We start from the raw sequence: 15,212 nt of genomic DNA on the forward strand, positions 1-15,212 counted from the left end.
GTCACTCCGTCTCGTCGCTGGCTGCGGTACGTCGGTCGTCGTCGGGTCGTCGCCGGTGGGCCGCGACCACCAGTTGCCCGAGGGCCAGTCCGCCGTCGTTCGGCGGGACTTCGCCGTGCCGCAGGACCGTGAATCCGGCGCCGTGCAGCAGGTCCGTGCTCGCGTCTTCGAGGAGCGCGTTGGCGAACACGCCTCCGGTGAGGGCGACGGTGGTCAGTCCGGTGGCCCGGCGCGCGCCGCGGCACAGGTCCAGAACGGCTCGGGCGACCCCTCGGTGGAAGCGGGCCGCGATCACCGGAACGGGCGTGCCGCGCCGCAGGTCGGCGATGATCGCACGCAGGGCGGGGGCCGGGTCGAAGCGGTCGCCGAAGGGGTAGGCGGCCGTCTCCTCGCCCCAGGCCTGGCAGGCCTGCGCCTCCAGCTCCAGGGCGGCCTGGGCCTCGTACCCGGCGCGGTGGCACACGCCCGCGAGGGACGACACGGCGTCGAAGAGGCGGCCCATGCTGGAGGTGGCGACACAGCCGACCTGGCTCGGCAACTGCCGTGCCAGCAGCCTGAGTTCCTCGCGGGAGCAGGCGGCGACACTGGGCAGGTCGGGGTCCCAGGGCAGTCCGGCCGCCCAGAGCCGGGCCAGTGCGGTCCGGCACGGGTTGGCGACGCCCGCGTCCCCGCCGGGCAGCGGGGCCGGGGCGAGGTGGGCGAGGCGCCGGTAGCCGGTGTAGTCGGAGACGAGCACCTCGCCGCCCCAGACGGTGGCGTCGTCGCCGTAGCCGGTGCCGTCGAAGGCGACGCCGATGACGGGTGTGGTGCCGTCGAGGCCCGCCTGGGCCATGGCGGAGGCGATGTGGGCGTGGTGGTGCTGGACGAACACCGGCTTGCCCAGGGCGAGTCGGGTGGCCCGTCGGCGGGCCCAGGCGGCCGAGTGGTAGCCCGGGTGGCGGTCGGCGGCGACGAGTTCGGGGCGGACCCCGGTCAGCCGGTACACGTGCCGTTCCGCCCTGACGGCCGCCTCCAGGGTGGCCAGGTCGCCCATGTCGCCGATGTGCGGCCCGAACCAGGCCAGGTCGCCCTCGCCGACGCACAGCGCGTTCTTGAGGTCGCCGCCGACCGCGAGCGCGGGCCGCACCGGGACCGGCAGGCGCAGCGGGCGCGGCGCGTATCCCCGGGAGCGGCGCAGGACCTGCTCGGTGCCGTCGGCGCGGACCCGCAGCAGGGAGTCGTCGCACGGGGAGGCGATGGGCCGGTCGTGGGCGAGCCAGGCGTCGGCCAGTCCGAACAGCCGGGTCAGCGCCTCGTTGTCGTCCGTGACGATCGGTTCGCCCGAGCGGTTGCCGCTGGTCATGACCAGGACGCGGGGGCCGGGCGGGTCGCCGGGGAGGCCGAACAGCAGGGTGTGGACGGGGGTGTAGGGCAGCAGCACGCCGAGGTGCGGGCTGCCGGGGCAGACGCCGGGCGCGAGCCGGGCGGCGGGGCGGGGGCGGAGGAGGACGATGGGGCGCCGGGGGTTGGTGAGCGCGGTCCGCTCGGCCGTCCCGATCTCGCCGATCCGCTCCGCCTCGCCGAGGTCCGCGCACATCACAGCGAACGGCTTGTCGCCCCGCGCCTTGCGGGTGCGCAGGGTGTCGACGGCCCGGGCATGGGAGGCGTCGCAGGCCAGGTGGTAGCCGCCGATGCCCTTCACGGCGACGATCTGCCCGCCGGCGAGAAGCTCTCGTGCCCGTGAGAGGGCATCACCGTCGCGAGCGCCTCTCACTCCGCTGCCCGCGGCGGGCACCAGCCGCAGCCGGGGACCGCAGTCCGGGCAGGCCACGGGCTGGGCGTGGAAGCGGCGGTCGGCCGGGGCGTCGTACTCGTGGGCGCAGGCGGGACACATGGGGAAGCCGGACATCGTGGTGACCGCGCGGTCGTACGGCATTCCGGTGGCGATGGTGAAGCGGGGTCCGCAGTGGGTGCAGGTGATGAAGGGGTGGCGGTGCCGGCGGTCGGCCGGATCGGCCAGTTCGCGCAGGCACTCGGGGCAGGTGGCGGTGTCGGGCGGGAGGAGGGTGCGGCCCGGGGCCGACTGCTCGGTGGCGCGGATGGTGAAGCCGGGCTCCGCCCCGGTGACCGGTACCTCCTCGATACCCACGGCGGTCACGGTGGCCAGCGGTGGCGGCTCGCCGCCCAGCCGCTCGCAGAACCGTGCGACGCCGGCCGCCGCCCCCTCGACCTCGATGAGCACCCCGCTCGCCGTGTTGCCGACGAACCCGGTGAGCGCGAGTTCGGCGGCCAGGCGGTGGACGTACGGGCGGAAGCCCACGCCCTGTACGGTCCCGCGCACGGTGATGCGCCGGCGGACGGCAGCCGTCGTGGCGGGCGCCGTCACGAGGCGGTGGGAGCGTGGACGTGACCGTGCGGGTGCGGGGCGAGGGGTGGCGTGTGCACGGGGGCGCCGTCCCGTACGGCGAGCACCCGGTCGAGGACCGTGTCGACGCCCTCCCCGGTGCGGGCGCAGGAGCGGATGATCTCCACCCCGGGGTTGACCCGCCGCACGTGCTCGGCGAAGGCGGTCTCGTCGAAGCCGGCCGGCCCGGCGAGGTCGGTCTTGGTGAGCACGACCAGGTGCGCGGAGCCGAAGGCGGTGGGGTACTTCGAGGGCTTGTCCTCGCCCTCGGTCACCGCCATCAGCACGATCCGCAAGTGCTCGCCGAGGTCGTAGGAGGCCGGGCAGACCAGGTTGCCGACGTTCTCCACGAACAGCAGCGCGGTGTCCGGCGGCAGCCAGCCCTCCAGATGGCCGCGGACCTGCCGGGCCTCCAGATGGCACAGCCCGTCGGTGAGCAGCTGCTTCACCGGCGCTCCCGAACGGGCCAGGCGTTTCGCGTCGTTCTCGGTGGCGAGGTCGGCGGTGAAGGCGGCGACGGGGACGCCCCGCTCCCCCGCCCGGGCCAGCACCCGGCCGAGCAGTTCGGTCTTGCCGCTGCCGGGGCTGGAGAGCAGGTTCACCACGCCCACCCCGCGTGCGGCCAGGTCGCTGCGCAGGCTCGCGGCCAGGCCGTCGTTCCGGGCCAGGACGGCCCGGGTGACCTCCTCAGACTGACACATGGGGCGCTCCTCGATCGCTGAGGTGGTGGGAAGGACCTGCGGGGCGGGTGGGTCCGCGTCCTGGTCCGCTAGCGATCCTCCGCGCCGGTGGCGGCTGTCAGCGGGCGACCGGCCGCGGCGGCGGCCGTGGATTCCTCCGGGCGGTCCAACGCAGGCGTGACCAGGGGATCGGCGAGCAGCGCCGGGACCAGGCGGTGCAGGGCGGCGACGGCCCGTCCGACCGCGTCCCGGACGGGTGCGCTCAGTCCGGGGGCGATGTCCTCGTCGCCGCGCGGCAGCTCCCCGGGCTCGCAGGCGAGCACGAGGACGCGGGGCAGGGCCTCCTCGCCGAGGTGGGCGGCGAGCGCGAGCACCTTCGCCGGGTCCATACCGTGCGCCTCGGGCGGGGCCGCCGGGCGGCCGTCGGGGGGTTCGGGCTCGACGAGGGACAGGGTGCCGGGGTGCTCGCCGCGTGCGGCCGTGTCCACGAGCACGACCACCGACCAGCCGTCGAGCAGGGTGTAGGCGAGGTCCATGCCCCGGATGCCGTAGTCCCGGACCCGCGCCTCGGGTGGCAGCGGACGCGCGTCCAGGGCGCGGATCACCTCCGGGCCGAAGGCGTCGTCGCCGAGGAAGATGTTGCCGACGCCCGCCACCAGCAGCCGCGTCACCGGGCACCGCCCGGGACCTTGCGGACGAAGTCGGAGCGCAGGGAGTGGTAGGCGGCGCCCGGGTCGAAGAACACGGCGTGCATCCGGGCGAGTTCGTCCCTGCGGTACTCGGCGAGCGGCCGTTCCTCCTCGTCGGCCCGGCGCGCCGCGGCCTTGGCGGCGATCCGGCGGTGGAGATCCGGAGTGCGCGCGAGCTCGGCCGCCACTCGTTCGACCTCGGCGGTGAAGCCCTGCGCGGGGACCGGCAGCAGCCGGTCGACGAGCCCGGTCCGGGCGGCTGTCGCGGCGCTCACCGGCCGGGCCTGCTCCGTCAGCCGCCGGGCGGTGTCCGCGCCGGCGCGGCGCGGCAGCGAGTACGTCCAGAACTCCGAGCCGTACAGGCCCATCCGCCGGTAGTGCGGGTTGAGGACGGCACCGGCCCGGCACCAGACCTCGTCGGCGGCGAGGGCGAGCATGGCACCGCCGGCCGCCGCGTTGCCGCCGAGCGCGGCCACGACGAGCCGGTCGGTGGTCCGCAGCACGGCCTCGACCAGGTCGTCCATGGCGTCGAGGTTGGCCCGGGACTCCTCGGCGGGGTCCGCGGCGGCCTCGATGACGTTGAGGTGGATGCCGTTGGAGAAGAAGTCGCGCCGGCCGCCGAGCACCAGGACCCGGGTGGGCCGGTCCAGGGCGTACCGGTAGGCGGCGAGCAGGCGCCGGCAGTGGTCGGTGCTCATCGCCCCGCCGGGGAAGGAGAAGCCGACGAGGCCGACGTCGCCGAGCTGCCGGTAGCGGATGTCGGTCCAGGTGCGGCGGTCCGCGGGCAGTTCGAGCGGGGCGGGGCTCTCGGGGAGGGCCGGGGTGGCGAGGCCGTCGGTGGCGGGGCGGGCCAGGACGTCGGTGGCGGGGCGGCGGAAGGGGGCCGGGTCGCCGGAGTTCTTGCGGGGGCGCAGTTCCGGGATCCAGACGGCGCCGTCGCGGGTGGCCCGGCAGACCGCGCCCGCCCGGGTCGCGAGCAGCTCACCGGGTGCTCCGCGCAGTCGGTCCTCGGGGTGGCCGCCGTGCAGGAACACCTCACGGCCGAGGAGTTCGTCCAGCACCCCGGGCTGCGAGTCGGCCCCGCGCAGCTTGCGCAGCACCGTCGCGGTGTCGTCTTTCGCCCAGTCGATCCACCGCCGCCGCTGCCGGAAGACGTCACGCCAGACGACCTGCCCGCGGATGGCGGGATCGCTCTGCGGACGCGGTTTGTACGAGCCGTCCGCGTACCGTCGTACGGCCCGGTGGACGGCGGTGAGGGCGGCGTCGGCGGCCTCGTTGCGGTAGAGGTCGCTCTTGCCGACCGGCGCCACCGGGAACGGCTCGCTCGCCCAGACCGCGCCCGCGTCCATGGCCGCCTCGGCCTGGAGCACGGTCACCCCCCACTCGGCCGCCCGGCCGGCGATGGCCCAGTCGAGGGAGGAGGGGCCCCGGTCGCCGAGCGGTCCCGGATGGACGATCAGGCAGGTGTGCCGCTGCCAGACGTCCTCGGGGAGTGCCGTCTTCAGCATCGGCGCGATGATCATCTCCGGGCGCCGGTCCCGTACGGCGCGGCGGACGGCGTCGGGGCCGTGGCCGGCGAGGACGACGTCCACCCGGTGGCCGAGGTCGGACAGTTCGGCGTAGACCCGCTGGGACAGGCTGTTGAACGCGCTTGCGACGAGCAGAATGTCCATGGTGCGGCATATTTGCCGCTTCAGCGGCTCCCGGAAAGGACCCGTGCGGCGTTTCGCCGGCCGTCCTGCGCCGGGCGGCCCTCCCCTGCCCGTGCCGGGCGCCCCTCCCGCGCCCGGAACGCCCACTCCATCCTGGGCTCCATCACACACCGGAAGGCCCGGCGCACCGGCGCTGTGCACAACAGGCTCACCACCACGGCGGCGACGAGGGTGGCGGTCAGCGCGCCCAGCGGGCCGTGCATCCAGGCCGGGGCGTACCAGTGGGCGGGCTTGGCGCCCTGTGCGACGAAGCCGTGCAGCAGATAGCCGTACAGCGTGCCCGCACCGAGGGCGGTGAACCAGGTGCGGCGGCCCGGGACCCAGGCGAGGAAGCAGGCGGCCAGCACCAGGGAGCAGCCGAAGGTGGCGAGGGTCATGACGGGCCCGTACCAGGCGGGCACGCCGAGCTGCTCGGCGCTGTCCCGGTGGAAGAACCAGCGGTAGCCCAGGTGGGGCACCGACCAGTAGGCCACGGCGAGCGCGCAGCCGACGACGGGGACGGCGCAGAGGCGCACGCTCCAGCGGCGCAGCAGACCGAAGTGCTCCGGCCGCAGGCACAGGCCGAGCACGAAGTACGGCAGGAACTGCAGGACCCGCTGCAGGTCGAGGTCGCTGCCGATGGACGACGACAGGCTCGCGAGCATGGCGATCGCGAGCGCGACGGGCAGCGGCCACCGCAGCAGCCGCCAGACCGGCGTGGTCAGCCGCCAGATGAACAGGGCCGCCAGGAACCAGGTCAGATACAGCGGGTCCAGCAGGCTGATCTCGCGGTCCGGGGCGTGGTCGCTCCAGCGGGTGAAGAGGGTGTAGGCGACCTCGAACACCACGTAGGGCACGGCGACCCCGGTGACCAGCCGCCGGATCCGGGCCGGGCTCGCGTCGAAGCTGCGGGAGAAGTAGCCGGAGACGACGATGAACGCCGGCATGTGGAAGGCGTACACGAACGTGTAGAGCGCGGTGACGGTACGGCTGTCCGAGCGCAGCGGCTCCCAGGCGTGCCCCACGGCCACCAGCACGATCGCCAGGTACTTCGCGTTGTCGAAGTAGGCGTCGCGGCGTGCGGCCGGTGGACCGCTGCGGTCGGCCGGGCCCGGACGGGGCGGCGGGACCGGTGCGCGGTCCGCGGCGGGCGCGGGAGCGGGCGACTTGTCGACTGCGGTTGCTGTTTCGCGGAAGCCGGACAGACCAGAACACCTCTCGTACGACATGCGCTCCGCAGAGCGACGGGGGCCCGGGGGGCGGGGGGGACTCCGGTCACGCTGCTCTCCGGATTCCAGCGGAGTAAACCCGTCATGCTGTTCGAATGCAAAGGGGGAAACGAGATCCGTTCGATGCGCCTCGGCACGAAGATGGTTCCGCCCGTGTCGACCGATGCCTCTTTGGAGCGTGCCGCGTGACGTCGTCGGACCGTGTCTCCGCACGATTTTCAGAACTGCTGGACACCCGCCCGGAGACCCTGCGGGAAGCCGCGGAGGACTTCGGCCACCTGGTGAGCGCACCGCCGCTGGGCGTGCTGCGGCCCCGGTCGGCGGCCGAGGTCAGGGACGCGCTGGCGTATGCCGGGCCGCGCGGGATCCCGGTGGCGGCGCGGGCCGGCGGTCACTCGATGTACGGCCAGGGCCAGGCCCGCGGCGGGTTCGTCCTCGACCTGCGCGAGCTGAGCGCGGTCGGGCCGGTGGCCGGGGACCGGGTGGAGGTCCGGGCGGGGGCGCTGTGGCGGGACGTGCTCGCGGCGACCCTGCCGTACGGGCTCGCCCCGCCCGTGCTCACCGACTACCTCGGTGCCGGTGTCGGCGGTGTGCTGAGCGTGGGCGGGCTGGGCGGCGCCAGTCACCGGCACGGCCTGGTCGCGGACTCGGTGCTGGAGCTGGAGGTGGTGACCGGGGCCGGCGAGCACCTGGTCTGCTCCCCGGAACACCACGGCGCCCTCTTCCACGCGGTCCTGGCCGGCCTGGGGCAGGTGGCCGTCATCGTCCGGGCCACCCTGCGCCTGTCCCCCGCACCGGCCCTGGTGCGCCGCTACTGCCTGTACTACCCCGACCTCGACACCTACCTGGCCGACCAGCACCTGCTGGCGACGGACCGGCGCTTCGACCACCTCGAAGGCCAGGCCCGCCCCGCCGAGGACACCGCCGAGGACACCGCTGGCGGCTGGACCTACATGGTCGAGGCCGTGGCCGCCCACCAGGGGCCGACCCCGCCCGACGACAGGCTCCTCCTCGGTGACCTCTCCTTCGCCACGTCGGAGAGCACGGACCTCGGATACGCCGAGTTCGCGAACCGGGTCGCCACCGACGAGGAGATCCTGCGCGCCACCGGCGAGTGGCTGCACCCGCATCCCTGGCTGAACCTGCTGCTCCCCGAGGACACCGCCGCTTCCGTCGTGACCGGCATCCTCGCCGACCCCGGCTACCGGGACCTGCGCGCGGGCGGCCTGGTCCTGCTCTACCCCCTGCTCACCCGCACCCTGCGGGCCCCGCTGTTCCGCCGTCCGCGCGGTGAGGTCGTCCATCTGCTCGCCCTGTTGCGCACCGCGGCCCCCGGCACGGCAGACCCGATGGTGGCCGCCAACCGCAGGGCGTACGAGTACGCGCGGGCGAAGGGCGCCGTCGCCTATCCGGTGAACGCGCTGCCGATGTCCCCCGCCGACTGGCGGGAGCACTACGGCAGCCAGTGGAGCACCCTCGCCGAGGCCAAGAGCGTCCACGACCCGCACGGCATCCTGGGCCGGGGGCACGGCCTGTGGGGACCGTCGTGAGGCGGGAGCGGACAGGAGCGTCGGCATCGGGTTCCGCCGTGGTGTCGATTCCGGCCGGCTCCGTTCGTCGGTGGGATACAGGAAGCTCTTGAGGACCGGGAGGAACCATGAAGTACATGTTGCTGGTCTGCGGCGACGACACCGCCGACGCGTCCGGGATGGCGCCGGTCGAACCCTGGGTGGAGGAGCACGGTGTCCGGCGCGGGGTCCGGTTGTACGGCCACCGGCTGCAGCTGCCGGACCGGGCGGTCACCGTGCGGGTGCGGGACGGGGAGGTGCTGCGGACCGACGGGCCGTTCGCGGAGACGAAGGAGTACGTGGCCGGGTTCGACGTCGTCGACTGCGACAGCCTGGAGGAGGCCGTGCGGGTCGCCGCCGGGCACCCGGTGGCCACGATCGGGGCCATGGAGGTACGCCCGTTCTGGGACGAGGGGCTCATGGAGGACGCCGAGACGGCCGTCCGCCGGATCGACGCCGAACTGACGGAGGCGGCCCGCGACCGGGACATCGACCGGATGACGGCCTGCTACGCGCCCGACGCGGAGGTCTTCGGGCCCACCGGTGCAGAGGTGCAGTCGGGAATCGGCGCGCTGCGCAAGGCGGTCGAGGCGTGGTTCGCGACGCTGAGCGGGCCCGTGCACCGCGAGGTGCTCGAACTCCGCGTGCGCCCCGGGGAGGGCAGCACCTTCAGCCACGCCCTCGTCCGGATCCACGGCACCCGTGTGACCGGGGAGCCCCTGGACCGGGTGGTGCGTGCGACCACCGGCTACCGGGACACCGGTTTCAGCTGGCTGATCGCCCATGAACACGTCTCGGTGCCCCTGGAGGCGAAGCCGTCATGAAGTACGTCATGTTCATCTGCACACCTGTGGGCGGTGCGGAGCTCGGCCCCGCCGAGATCGCCGAGGACCCGCGCTTCACCTCGTACCTCCACGAGGTCCGTACCCGGGACGTCGTCAGGGGCGGTGCCCGGCTGCGGCCCGCCGCCGACGCGACGACCGTCCGGGTCCAGGGTGACGAAGTGCTGCTGAGCGACGGGCCGTTCGCCGAGACCAAGGAGTACATCGCGGGCTTCGACGTCATCGAGGTCGCCGACCTCGACGAGGCGATCGCGCTGGCCTCCCGGCACCCCGCGACGCTCGCCGGCGGCTCGGTAGAGGTACGGCCGGTCTGGGAGTGAGCACCACGGACGAGGTCGCGGAGGCCGTCGCCGCCGCCTTCCGCGCGGAGTGGGCCCAGGTCGTCGCCACCCTGATCCGGGTGACCGGCGACTGGGACCTCGCCGAGGAGTGCGCGCAGGACGCCTTCGCCCAGGCGCTGGAGCGGTGGCGGCGCGACGGCGTGCCGGGCCGCCCCGGCGCCTGGCTGACCACGACCGCCCGCAACCGCGCCCTGGACGTGCTGCGCAGGGAAGCGGTGGGGGCCCGGAAGCTGCGGGAGGCGGCGGTGCCGGCACGGGACGAGGGACCGTACGACCCGGACCACGAGGGCGACGACAGCGGGGTGGCGGACGACCGGCTGCGGCTGGTCTTCACCTGCTGCCACCCCGCGCTGCCCATCGAGGCCCGGGTCGCACTCACGCTGCGCACCCTCGCCGGGCTGACCACGCCCGAGATCGCCCGCGCCTTCCTCGTCCCCGAGGCGACGATGGCACAGCGGCTGGTGCGGGCCAAGCGGAAGATCCGCAACGCCGGCATCCCGTACCGGGTGCCGCCCGCGCATCTGCTGCCCGAACGCACGACGGGCGTCCTCGGCGTGCTCTACCTGCTGTTCAACGAGGGGTACGCGGCCACGGCCGGCGCCGACCTGATGCGGACCGGCCTGTGCGCCGAGGCGATCCGGCTGGCCCGGCTGCTCGCCGGGCTGATGCCCGACGAACCGGAGGTCGTCGGGCTGCTCGCGCTTCTGCTGCTGCACGACGCCCGCCGGGACACCCGGGTGGACGCGGCCGGCGACCTGGTGACCCTGGAGGACCAGGACCGCACGGCCTGGGACCGCGCCGAGATCGACGAGGGCACCGCGCTCCTGGAGGGCGCGCTGCGCCGGGGCCGCCCCGGCCCCTACCAGATCCAGGCCGCCATCGCGGCCTGTCACACCACCGCGCCGGCAGCCGCCGACACCGACTGGGCCGACATCGCCGGCCTCTACGGCGAACTCCAGCGGTACGTCCCCTCGGCCGTGGTCCGGCTGAACCGCGCGGTCGCCGTGGGCATGGCCGAGGGCGGGGAGGCGGGGCTCGCCCTGGTGGCGGAGCTGGAGGCGGAGGACAACCTGGCCGGCTACCACCTGCTGCCCGCGACCCGCGCCGACCTGCTGCGCCGCATGGGGCGTACGCGGGAGGCGGCCGAGGCATACGTGCGGGCACTGGAGCTGGTGGAGAACACGGCGGAACGCAGGTTCCTGGAGCGGCGGCTCATCGAGTGTCGCGGTGCCGGGGGCTGACCGCAGGCTCAGGCCGGGGGTTGCCCCGACTCCGGATACGGCAGCCCACTGGAGTGATCGCGCGGCCCGCCCTGCCTAGCCTGTGGACGCATGGCAACCCACTCCTTGAAGGCCGCCCTGGCGTTATCGGTGGCGGCGACGGTGCTGGCCTGCGCACCGGCGGCCACCGCGCAGTCGTCGCCTCCGCGGCCGTCCGCGCGCTGCGGTCCGCATGACGGCGTCCGCGGCGCGCTCACCACCCTGACCACCCGCGATCACATCGCCGGAGCCTCGGTCCTCGCCGACGGCCCCTGCGGGCACTGGACCGAGACGGCCGGTACGGCCGATCTGCGCACCGGCCGCCCCATGAACACCACCGACCGGCTGCGCGTCGGCAGCGTCACCAAGACGTTCACCGCGACCGTCGTCCTGCAGCTCGCCGCCGAGCACCGGCTCTCGCTCGACGCCCCCGTCGACCGCTACCTGCCCGGGCTGATCAATGCCCACGGCTACGACGGACGCCACATCACCGTACGAGAACTCCTGCGCCACACCAGCGGGTTGCCCGACTATCTCGACGCACCCGAGTGGGAGCACCCGGAGCTGCTGAGGTACCGCCACTTCGAGCCACGTGAGTTGATCGCGCGCGCCCTCGAACTGCCGCGTCCGCAGCAGTCGTGGCACTACGCGACCACCAACTACCTGGTGCTGGGCCTGATCGTCCGGCAGGTCACCGGTCACGGTCCCGAGGACGAGATCAGCCGACGGATCATCGAGCCCCTCGGGATGCGCGACACGTACTGGCCGGGTGACGAGACCCGTATCCAAGGGGCTTACTCCCACAGCTACTTCACCTCCGGCGACGGGCGACGCGTCGACGGCACCGAGTGGAACACCTCCTTCGGCGGCGTCGGTGGTGCCCTCGTCTCCACGCAGGGCGATCTCACCCGGTTCGCCACCGCGCTGCTCGGCGGCCGGCTGCTGCCCGCCGCCCAACTCGCCGAAATGCGGCGGACGGTGGCCGCCGCCCCGGACCGGCTGTGGCCCGGTGCCCGGTACGGGCTCGGACTCATCTCCTCACCGTTGTCGTGCGGCGGGATGTGGTGGGGGCATGCCGGAACCGTGCCCGGGGGCCATCGCGCGCTGGTCGCCGTCGGCCCCGGCGGGCGCAGTGTGGCCGTCGCCCTCAACCAGGTGCCGGACGGCCTCCAGGCCGAACTGGACTTCCAGGACCTCGTCGACAAGTCCCTCTGCGACTCCGAAAGGACCTCCGCATGACCGGCTTCGCGGCCACGGCCGCCCTGGCCCTGGCGAGCGCCCTGGCCCTCGGCACCACACCGGTCACCGCCGACACCCCGGACCCGCTGGCCCGCTACCACCACCAGCACCTCGCCTGGAGGAGCTGCGTGCTCGGTCCCGACGACGACACCGGCAAGGACCTCGAGAAGGCGGGCGCCCAATGCGCCGACGTCACCGTGCCGTTGGACTACGACGACCCGGGCGGCCGTACGATCACCGTGGCCGTCTCCAGGATCAGGGCCACCGACACCGCGCACCGCGTCGGCGCGCTGCTGCTCAACAGCGGTGGCCCGGGCGGGCAGACACTCGGTGACCCGCCGTGGGTGCGGGAGGCGATGAAGGACACCGGCGAGCGGTACGACGTGGTCGGCGTGGATCCCCGTTTCGTGGGCCGCAGCACCCCGCTGGACTGCCACTGGCCGACCGGGTCGCAGTTCCGCAGCCCGGGGCCCGACCGCGCCGGCTTCGACCGCTCGACCGCCTTCGCGGAGGAACTCGCCCGCGACTGCCGGAAGTACGAGGGCGACGTGCTGCCGTACGCCACCACCCGGAACACCGCACGGGACATGGACGTGATCCGTGCGGCGCTCGGTGAGCGGCGGATCTCCTACCTCGGCTACTCGTACGGCAGTTACCTCGGCGAGGTCTACGCCACGATGTTCCCGAAACGCACGGACCGGGTCGTCCTGGACGGGGTGATCGATCCCGACCGCTACAACCCGCGGCTGCTGCGCGGCGCGGAGTCCGCCAACCGGCACGCCCTGCGGGACTGGGCCGCCTGGGCCGCCGCCCGCGACACGACGTACGGGCTGGGCCGCGGTCGGGACGCGGTGCTGGCGGTCGTGGACCGGGTCCAGGCCGCCGCCGGGCGCGCGCCGCTGCGGGTGGGCGGCTACCGGGTGGACGAGAGCGTCGCGCCGATGGTCGTCTTCAACGGCCTCTCGCAGGACAACGACGCGGCGTACGGCGACTTCGCGGCGGCCGTACGCGACCTGCGTGACGCGGCCGACGGCAGGACGGTCGTCCCGAGTCCGTGGCTCGCCGACTCGCTCGGCTTTCTGCTGACCGGTTCCGAGTCGGAGTACGGCAGCGTGCAGACGTCCATCCTCTGCGGTGACGTCGGCGCGCCGCGCGATCCGGAGACGTACTGGCGTGACGTGCAACGCGCCCGGACGCAGGACCCGTTGTTCGGGCCGGTGACCAACGACATCGGACCGTGCGCGTTCTGGGACGCGCCGCGCGAGCGCCCGACCACGATCAGGGACGACCTGCCGGCGCTGCTCGTCAACGCGACCGGCGACCCGCGCACCACCTATCAGGGTGCGCAGGCGGTGCGGCGTGCCTGGCCCGGCTCCCGGCTGGTGACCCTGAGCGGCGCCGACCAGCACGCGGTGTTCGGCGTCTACGGCAGCGACTGCGCCGACACGACGGTCAACGCATACCTGGCCACCGGGCGGTTGCCGGCCACGGACGTCACCTGCAACGCGTCCCCGCACTGACGGGCGCCTCCGGGCCGTCCTGACGGGGACGGCCCGGAGCTCCGCGCCAGGATCAGGCCCCGTCGCGCCGCCGTGACTCCTGCGCGAGCGCTCTGAACTCCCGCCATTCCACCTGCGGCCGGGACAGGCCGCGCCGCCGCAGATAGCGGTCGGTGGCCCGCCTGGTGCTGCGGAGCACGTTCACCGCGTCGCTGACCCGGCCCGATCCCATCGGCTCCACCACCTTGGTGGGGACCAGCAGCAGTCCGGAGCCGCTCTCGCGCAGTTCGCCGCGCACGAGCGCGTTCTGCATGTGGTTGAGGCGCTCGTCGTGCCGGTGCACCAGCAGGGCGGCGGGGCCCGGAGCGGCCGGGCAGTCGGCCGGTACGTCCACGGCGAACCCCTCGCCCGCGGGCACCGGCCGGGTGCGGGCCAGTACCGGCGCCCCGGAGGCGTCGCGCGCTGCGAGCACCGCCGTCGGGAAGCGGGCGAGCTGCGCGGCGCCCAACAGGTCACCGGCCGCCGCCGCGGGCGCGGGCGCGGGCGCGGGCACGTCGGACGTGGGCAACGGCGGCCGTACGACGACCTGGTCGGGCGTCACCGTGATCAGCAGCCGCAGGTAGTACCAGTCCATCACCAGCCGCATCGGTGCCGTGACGTACGACCTGCTGTGCGGCTGCCGTTCGAACAGCATCCGCCAGTAGTCCTCGGCGCCCTGCGGCCCGGTCATGATCTCGTCGGGGCAGTCGGCGTGGCCGCCGACGAATATCTGCGGGGCCTTCTCCAGGCGGCTGCCGGTGGGGTCGGAGAAGAGCAGGGCGACGCGGCCGTCCCGGCGGATGTTCAGCGCCTTCTGCGCGAACGCCAGGGAGGTGCTGAGCAGCAGCGTCCCGTCCGGGCGCCGCCGCACGGCCGTCGGCCAGGCGAGCGGGGTGCCGTCCCGGCCCAGGGTGACGAACTCGCAGGTCCGGTAGGCGTCCAGGACGTCGAGCGGGGCGGAGTCGAGGAGGGCCATGGTCTACTCTCCGTCCAGCGGGGCGCGCATGGTCCGGCAGTAGGCAGCGTACTGGCGGCGGCCGACGGCCTGCCAGAGCAGCCGGCCGATCAGCGGGGCCTTGCCCAGGAAGACGGCGCTCTCCTCGGGGGTGGCCTCCTCCAGGATCGCGCCGAGGGCCAGCAGGCGCTTGTTCTTCGGCAGCCCTTCCAGGCCGCGCTGTCCGACCAGTTCCCATTCCGGGACGGTCAGATGCTCGGCGATCAGGGGCAGCACCGAGCGTTCCTCCTCGTCGAGGTGGTCCAGGAGCGCGATCCGGTGCGCGTCCAGCGCCAGCGCCAGTTCCTCGCCGGGTATCCGGTCTCCGGACCGCTCCCACAGGGGCATCCACTCGGTGACCGCCGCCAGGGTGCGGTCGATCGCCTCGTGCTGCTCCGTCATCCGCTCCACCAGCGCCTCGTCGTGCGCGGCCCGGGCCCGCAGCAGCGGCCAGATCAGCTCGTCCTCGGCGTGGTGATGGTGGTGCAGGCCGAGGGTGTAGTCGCGCAGGGCGGCGGCTACCTGTACCGCACGGGCCCGGTCGCCGTCGGGCACCGCGCGCACCAGCCGGGGCAGCAGCGCCGACTCGCGGCGGAAGACCCGGTGGACCACGACCATCTCGTGGGTATGAGGACGCTCCGCGGTGGCGGAGGCGCCGTGACTGCTGTTGAGGGACACGCTTTCCTGCTCCAACGATCTGGTGTGTACGTCAGCCGCCCACCGTTGCCCACCTCTCTTGGCGTCCGCTTGGCGACCGGC

General features: G+C 74.1%; 13 protein-coding genes. 6 read left to right on the forward strand and 7 right to left on the reverse strand.

Annotation, left to right across the window (positions count from 1 at the left end; all coding sequences use genetic code 11):
* Position 1: 1 nt before the first annotated feature.
* The 5 genes from hypF to KVT45_RS03080 all read right to left on the reverse strand — a co-directional run bounded on the left by hypF (position 2) and on the right by KVT45_RS03080 (position 6,672).
* Positions 2-2,365 carry a carbamoyltransferase HypF gene (gene hypF, locus KVT45_RS03060; protein WP_217544895.1) on the reverse strand — a complete coding sequence of 788 codons (2,364 nt, stop codon included), beginning with the start codon at positions 2,363-2,365 and terminating at the stop codon, positions 2-4.
* On the reverse strand, positions 2,362-3,084 hold the full coding sequence (hypB, locus tag KVT45_RS03065; RefSeq protein WP_217544896.1) for a hydrogenase nickel incorporation protein HypB: 723 nt from the start codon (positions 3,082-3,084) through the stop codon (positions 2,362-2,364). Before hypB ends, hypF begins: the two co-directional genes overlap by 4 nt.
* A 68-nt stretch (positions 3,085-3,152) precedes the next feature.
* The gene (locus KVT45_RS03070) at positions 3,153-3,734 is read right to left on the reverse strand and encodes a hydrogenase maturation protease (RefSeq protein WP_217544897.1); all 582 of its coding nucleotides are present in this window, start codon (positions 3,732-3,734) and stop codon (positions 3,153-3,155) included.
* On the reverse strand, positions 3,731-5,425 hold the full coding sequence (locus tag KVT45_RS03075; RefSeq protein WP_217544898.1) for an enoyl-CoA hydratase-related protein: 1,695 nt from the start codon (positions 5,423-5,425) through the stop codon (positions 3,731-3,733). The genes KVT45_RS03070 and KVT45_RS03075 overlap by 4 nt, the downstream gene beginning before the upstream one ends.
* A gap of 20 nt (positions 5,426-5,445) precedes the next feature.
* Entirely contained in the window at positions 5,446-6,672 is a 1,227-nt protein-coding gene (locus KVT45_RS03080) for an acyltransferase family protein (RefSeq protein WP_217544899.1), read from the reverse strand.
* 185 nt (positions 6,673-6,857) lie between these two features.
* On the opposite strand from KVT45_RS03080, the gene KVT45_RS03085 reads away from it, so the two are divergent.
* From KVT45_RS03085 to KVT45_RS03110, 6 genes are all read left to right on the forward strand, one after another.
* Positions 6,858-8,222: an FAD-binding protein gene (locus KVT45_RS03085; protein ID WP_308310628.1), complete on the forward strand. Its 1,365-nt coding sequence runs from the start codon at positions 6,858-6,860 to the stop codon at positions 8,220-8,222.
* Positions 8,223-8,329: 107 nt separating this feature from the next.
* Complete coding sequence (locus KVT45_RS03090) at positions 8,330-9,064, forward strand: nuclear transport factor 2 family protein (RefSeq protein WP_217544901.1); 735 nt, start codon at positions 8,330-8,332, stop codon at positions 9,062-9,064.
* Positions 9,061-9,402 carry a YciI family protein gene (locus KVT45_RS03095; RefSeq protein WP_217544902.1) on the forward strand — a complete coding sequence of 114 codons (342 nt, stop codon included), beginning with the start codon at positions 9,061-9,063 and terminating at the stop codon, positions 9,400-9,402. Before KVT45_RS03090 ends, KVT45_RS03095 begins: the two co-directional genes overlap by 4 nt.
* Entirely contained in the window at positions 9,399-10,664 is a 1,266-nt protein-coding gene (locus tag KVT45_RS03100) for an RNA polymerase sigma factor (RefSeq protein WP_217544903.1), read from the forward strand. Before KVT45_RS03095 ends, KVT45_RS03100 begins: the two co-directional genes overlap by 4 nt.
* Before the next feature lie 90 nt (positions 10,665-10,754).
* The gene (locus KVT45_RS03105; RefSeq protein ID WP_217544904.1) at positions 10,755-11,921 is read left to right on the forward strand and encodes a serine hydrolase; all 1,167 of its coding nucleotides are present in this window, start codon (positions 10,755-10,757) and stop codon (positions 11,919-11,921) included.
* On the forward strand, positions 11,918-13,441 hold the full coding sequence (locus tag KVT45_RS03110; protein WP_217544905.1) for an alpha/beta hydrolase: 1,524 nt from the start codon (positions 11,918-11,920) through the stop codon (positions 13,439-13,441). Before KVT45_RS03105 ends, KVT45_RS03110 begins: the two co-directional genes overlap by 4 nt.
* Positions 13,442-13,493: 52 nt before the next feature.
* On the opposite strand, the gene KVT45_RS03115 is transcribed toward KVT45_RS03110, so the two are convergent.
* On the reverse strand, positions 13,494-14,435 hold the full coding sequence (locus KVT45_RS03115; protein ID WP_217544906.1) for a pyridoxamine 5'-phosphate oxidase family protein: 942 nt from the start codon (positions 14,433-14,435) through the stop codon (positions 13,494-13,496).
* A gap of 3 nt (positions 14,436-14,438) precedes the next feature.
* Positions 14,439-15,146 (reverse strand): hemerythrin domain-containing protein, encoded by a 708-nt coding sequence (locus KVT45_RS03120; RefSeq protein WP_254646276.1) that lies wholly within the window; start codon positions 15,144-15,146, stop codon positions 14,439-14,441.
* Positions 15,147-15,212: the final 66 nt, after the last annotated feature.

This window comes from Streptomyces sp. GbtcB6 (assembly GCF_019091475.1).
Lineage (GTDB): Bacteria > Actinomycetota > Actinomycetes > Streptomycetales > Streptomycetaceae > Streptomyces > Streptomyces hyaluromycini.